General features: G+C 73.1%; 4 protein-coding genes. 3 read left to right on the top strand and 1 reads right to left on the bottom strand.

Annotation, left to right across the window (positions count from 1 at the left end; all coding sequences use genetic code 11):
• The first annotated feature begins 70 nt into the window (after window positions 1-70).
• The gene (locus ADY01_RS33425) at window positions 71-1,132 is read left to right on the top strand and encodes an SIS domain-containing protein (protein WP_049580513.1); all 1,062 of its coding nucleotides are present in this window, start codon (window positions 71-73) and stop codon (window positions 1,130-1,132) included.
• A 36-nt stretch (window positions 1,133-1,168) separates the two neighbouring features.
• Here ADY01_RS33425 and ADY01_RS33430 read toward each other — a convergent pair whose 3' ends face one another.
• On the bottom strand, window positions 1,169-1,927 hold the full coding sequence (locus ADY01_RS33430) for an SDR family oxidoreductase (RefSeq protein ID WP_049580514.1): 759 nt from the start codon (window positions 1,925-1,927) through the stop codon (window positions 1,169-1,171).
• 83 nt (window positions 1,928-2,010) lie between these two features.
• Here ADY01_RS33430 and ADY01_RS33435 point away from each other — a divergent pair, with 83 nt between their 5' ends.
• Entirely contained in the window at window positions 2,011-2,625 is a 615-nt protein-coding gene (locus ADY01_RS33435) for a TetR/AcrR family transcriptional regulator (protein ID WP_049580515.1), read from the top strand.
• Window positions 2,626-2,934: 309 nt separating this feature from the next.
• Window positions 2,935-4,352 (top strand): sensor histidine kinase (locus ADY01_RS33440; protein WP_049580516.1); only part of this gene is annotated, 1,418 nt, incomplete at its 3' end.

Here is a 4,352-nt window from a genome sequence, read left to right on the forward strand (position 1 = left end):
CGGCCACCCGTCACCCCCCGATCCCCACCACGAACCAGGAACCAGGAACGACCTCCAGGGAGGAACCCCGATGTCCGCCACAGCCTCTCACCGGCCCGGCCATGTGATGGCAGGGGAGATGGCCGAGCAGCCCGCGGTGCTGCGCCGACTCCTCTCGGAGGGTGCGGCCCCCATCCGCGCGGTCGCCGAGCGGATCGCCGCCCGGCAGCCGCGCTTCGTCCTGCTCACCGGCCGGGGCACCTCGGACAACGCCGCGCTGTACGCCAAGTACCTGCTGGAGATCCGGCTCGGCAAGCCGTGCGGCCTCACCTCGATGTCCACCACCACCGCCTACGCGGCCACGCCCGACCTCACCGACTGCCTGGTCATCGCGGTCAGCCAGTCCGGCGGCTCGCCGGACCTGGTGGCCTCCACCACCTCCGCGCGCGAGGCCGGGGCGACCACGCTCGCGGTGACCAACAACGCGGACTCGCCGCTGGCACGGGCCAGCGAGTTCCACATCGACGTGCTGGCCGGTCCCGAGAAGGCGCTGCCGGCGACCAAGACCTACACCGCCGAGCTGCTGGCGCTGTACCTCTTCGTCGAGAGCCTGCGCGGCGGCGACGGCGTGGCCACCGCGAAGGAGCTGCCCGAGCTGGCCCAGCGCATCCTCGACCGGCACGAGGAGATCCGCCAGCTGGCCGCCCGCTACCGGTTCGCCGAGCGCATGGTCCTCACCTCCCGCGGCTACGGCTACCCGACGGCCAAGGAGGCCGCGCTGAAGCTGATGGAGACCAGCTACATCCCCGCCCTCTCCTACTCGGGGGCCGACCTGCTGCACGGCCCGCTGGCGATGGTCGACAACGTCTCCCCGGTGATCGCGATCGTGACGGACGGCCGCGGTGGTGAGGCGCTTCAGGCGGTGCTCGACCGGCTGCGGGACCGCGGGGCCGATCTGGTCGTCGTCGGGCCCCGGGCCCAGGTCGAGGCGGCCTCCGCGGGCTTCGCGCTGCCCACCGAGGGCGTGCCCGAGGAGCTCCAGCCGATCCTGGAGATCATCCCGCTCCAGCTGCTGGCCTACGAGGTCACCCTCGCCCGGGGCCAGGACCCCGACGCCCCCCGCGCGCTCGCCAAGGTGACCGAGACCCGCTGAGCGGCCCCACGCCGTCCCGTCGAGGGCCGGGCCGCCTCAGAGCAGCGCCCCGCCGGCGGCGTCCACCCACTGTCCCGTGACCCACCGGGCGTCGTCCGAGGCGAGGAAGCCCGCTATGTCCGCCACGTCGGCCGGCTGCCCCAACCGGCCCAGGGGTGAGGATCCGGCGACGGAGTCCCGCGCCTCCTCGCCGCCGCGCAGCCAGTCCGCGTTCATATCCGTGTCGATGACCCCGGGTGCCACCGCGTTCACCGTGATCCCGCGGGGGCCGAACTCCTTGGCCAGGCTCACGGTGAACTGGTCCAGGGCGCCCTTGGACATCGTGTAGGCCACGATGTCGGTCATGGCGCCCGCCCGGCGCGTGAGCCCCGTGGAGAGGTTGATGATGCGGCCGCCGTCGCGCAGCCTGCTCAGGCCGAGCCTGGTGATGAAGAAGGGGGCCTTCACGTTGACCGCGAAGAGGGCGTCGAACTCCTCGGGCGTGCTGCCCTGGATGCCGGTGCGGGGGCCCGTGATCCCCGCGTTGTTCACCAGGATGTCCAGCCCGTCGGCCTGCGCGTCGAAGGCCGCCCACAGCGTCTCGGCGTCCCCCTCCGTCCCCAGCAGGGCCCGCACGGGGAAGGCGCTGCCGCCCGCCGCCTCGATCGCGGCCACCGTCTCCTTGGCCGCGGTCTCGTCCCGCCCGTAGTGCACCCCGACGCGCGCCCCGTCGCGGCCCAGCCGCTCCGCGATCGCCCGTCCGATGCCCCGGCTGCCGCCGGTGACCAGTGCCGTCTTCCCCGAGAGCGTGCTCATGCCGCCGCCCAGCCCTTCTCTAGTGGTCGCTACAGAAAGAACGCTAGCACACCTTCTGGAGCGACCGCTATAGAATGGGTGGCATGGCGAGCACACAGCGCGGGCGGCCCCGGTCCTTCGACCGGGAGACGGCCCTGGAGCAGGCCCTGCGGACCTTCTGGGAGCACGGGTACGACGCCACCTCCGTCGCCGACCTCACGCGCGTCATGGGCATCGGCGCGCCCAGCCTGTACGCGGCCTTCGGCGACAAGAGGACCCTCTTCGAGGAGGCCGTCGAGTCCTATGTGACGCGGTACGGCGGCTTCCTGGACCGCGCGATGGCCGAGGAGCCGACCGCAAGGGAGGCCGTGGCCCGCGCGTTGCGGGAGGCCGCCGTCGAGTACACGCAGCCGGGCCGCCCGCACGGCTGCATGGTCATCTCCGCCCTGGTGAACTTCTCGGAGGCCGCCGCCGAGGTCGCCGAGGACCTGCGCGCGCGCCGCGCGTACAACCTGCGGTCCTTCGAGAGCCGCATCCGGGTCGACATGGCGACCGGCGCGCTGCCCCGGGACACCGACGCCGCCGGCCTGGCGCGCCTCGTCGGCGCGGTCCTCCAGGGGATGAGCCAGCAGTCGCGCGACGGCGCGAGCCGGACGGAGCTGGAGGCGGTGGCCGAGATGGCGATGCGGGCCTGGCCCGAGCCCGGGGAGGGCACCTGACGCCGGGGCGGGAGCCGACCCGACCGGTCGGCGGGGAAGGCCGCGGGGCCCCGGGATACCCACGGGCCGCGGCGCCGGGGAGGGACCCTCAACCCTCTCGGCACCGCAGCCCGGAGCAGTGCGGGCCGCCGGCGCCGTCAGGGCAGAAAGCGCCGCCTGGCCGCGCTCCACCCACCCGGGACCGGGTGGGCAGAAGCCTGCGGGTCACCCATTCTGAACCGCCCCCGGCCGCCTGTCCATGCTCCGAGACCAACGAAGACGGCGCGAGGCGCCTTTGCGCGCGCCGGTAAGCTCGCCGATGTGCCCTCCATGAACGACCTCGTGCGCCAGCACACCAGCCTCGGGGAAGGCGACCTCGAATGGCTGCACCTGCTGGTCTCCGAGTGGCAGCTGCTCTCCGACCTCTCCTTCGCCGACCTCGTCCTGTGGCTGCCCACCAGCGACGGCACCCGCTATGTCTCGGTCGCCCAGATGCGGCCCAACACCGGCCCCACCTCCTACCAGGACGACATGGTCGGCCACCTCGTCCCGCGCGGCCGGCGCCCGTTGCTCGACGTCGCCCTCGACGAGGGCCGCATCGTCCGCGAGGGCGACCCCGAGTGGCGCGAGGAGGTGCCGGTCCGCGTCGAGTCCATCCCGGTCCGCCGCGAGGGCAGGGTCCTCGGCGTCATCGCCCGCAACACCAATCTCCTGACCGTCCGCACCCCGAGCCGCCTCGAACTCACGTACCTCCAGAGCGCGTCCGACCTCGCCCAGATGATCGCGGGCGGCGCGTTCCCCTTCCCGGGACAGCAGGTGGGCATGGACCGCGCTCCGCGCGTCGGCGACGGCTTCATCCGGCTCGACGCCGACGGCGTGGTCCAGTACGCGAGCCCCAACGCGCTCTCCGCCTACCACCGCCTCGGACTCGCCGCCGACCTGGTCGGCCTGCCGCTCGGCCCCACCACCGCCGAACTCGCGCCGACCCGCGGCCCGGTGGACGAATCCCTCGTCAAACTCGCCAGCGGATGGGCGCCCCGCGAGGCCGAGATCGAGGGGAACGACTGCGTCATCCAGCTCCGCGCCATCCCGCTCAAGCCCAAGGGCGAGCGCACCGGTTCCCTCATGCTCCTGCGCGACGTGACCGAGCTGCGGCGCAGGGAGCGGGAGTTGATGACCAAGGACGCCACCATCCGGGAGATCCACCACCGGGTGAAGAACAACCTCCAGACGGTGGCCGCCCTGTTGCGCCTCCAGTCCCGGCGGATCGGCGCGACCGGCGACAGCAGCGCCAGGGCCGCCCTGGACGAGGCGGTCCGCCGCGTCGGCTCCATCGCCATCGTCCACGAGACGCTCTCACAGAACCTCGACGAACGTGTGGAGTTCGACGAGATCGCCGACCGGGTCATCGCGATGGTCACCGAGCTCGCACCGGACGGGCGCGTCATCGGTACCCGCAGGGGCCGGTTCGGGATCCTCGACGCCGAGACCGCCACGCCGCTGTCCATGGTCCTCACCGAGATCCTCCAGAACGCGCTGGAGCACGCGTTCCCCACCGAGGAGCGCGGCACGGTCGAGGTGCACGCCCGCCGCAGCGAGCCCCTGCGGAACGGGGACCGCCTGGTGGTCACCGTGCAGGACGACGGCCGCGGCCTGCCGCCGGGCTTCGACCCCCACCAGGACGGCAGCCTCGGGCTCCAGATCGTCCGCACGCTGGTGGAGGGGGAGTTGGGGGGCACGTTCGACAT

It is taken from the genome of Streptomyces sp. SBT349 (genome assembly GCF_001083795.1).
GTDB lineage: Bacteria > Actinomycetota > Actinomycetes > Streptomycetales > Streptomycetaceae > Streptomyces.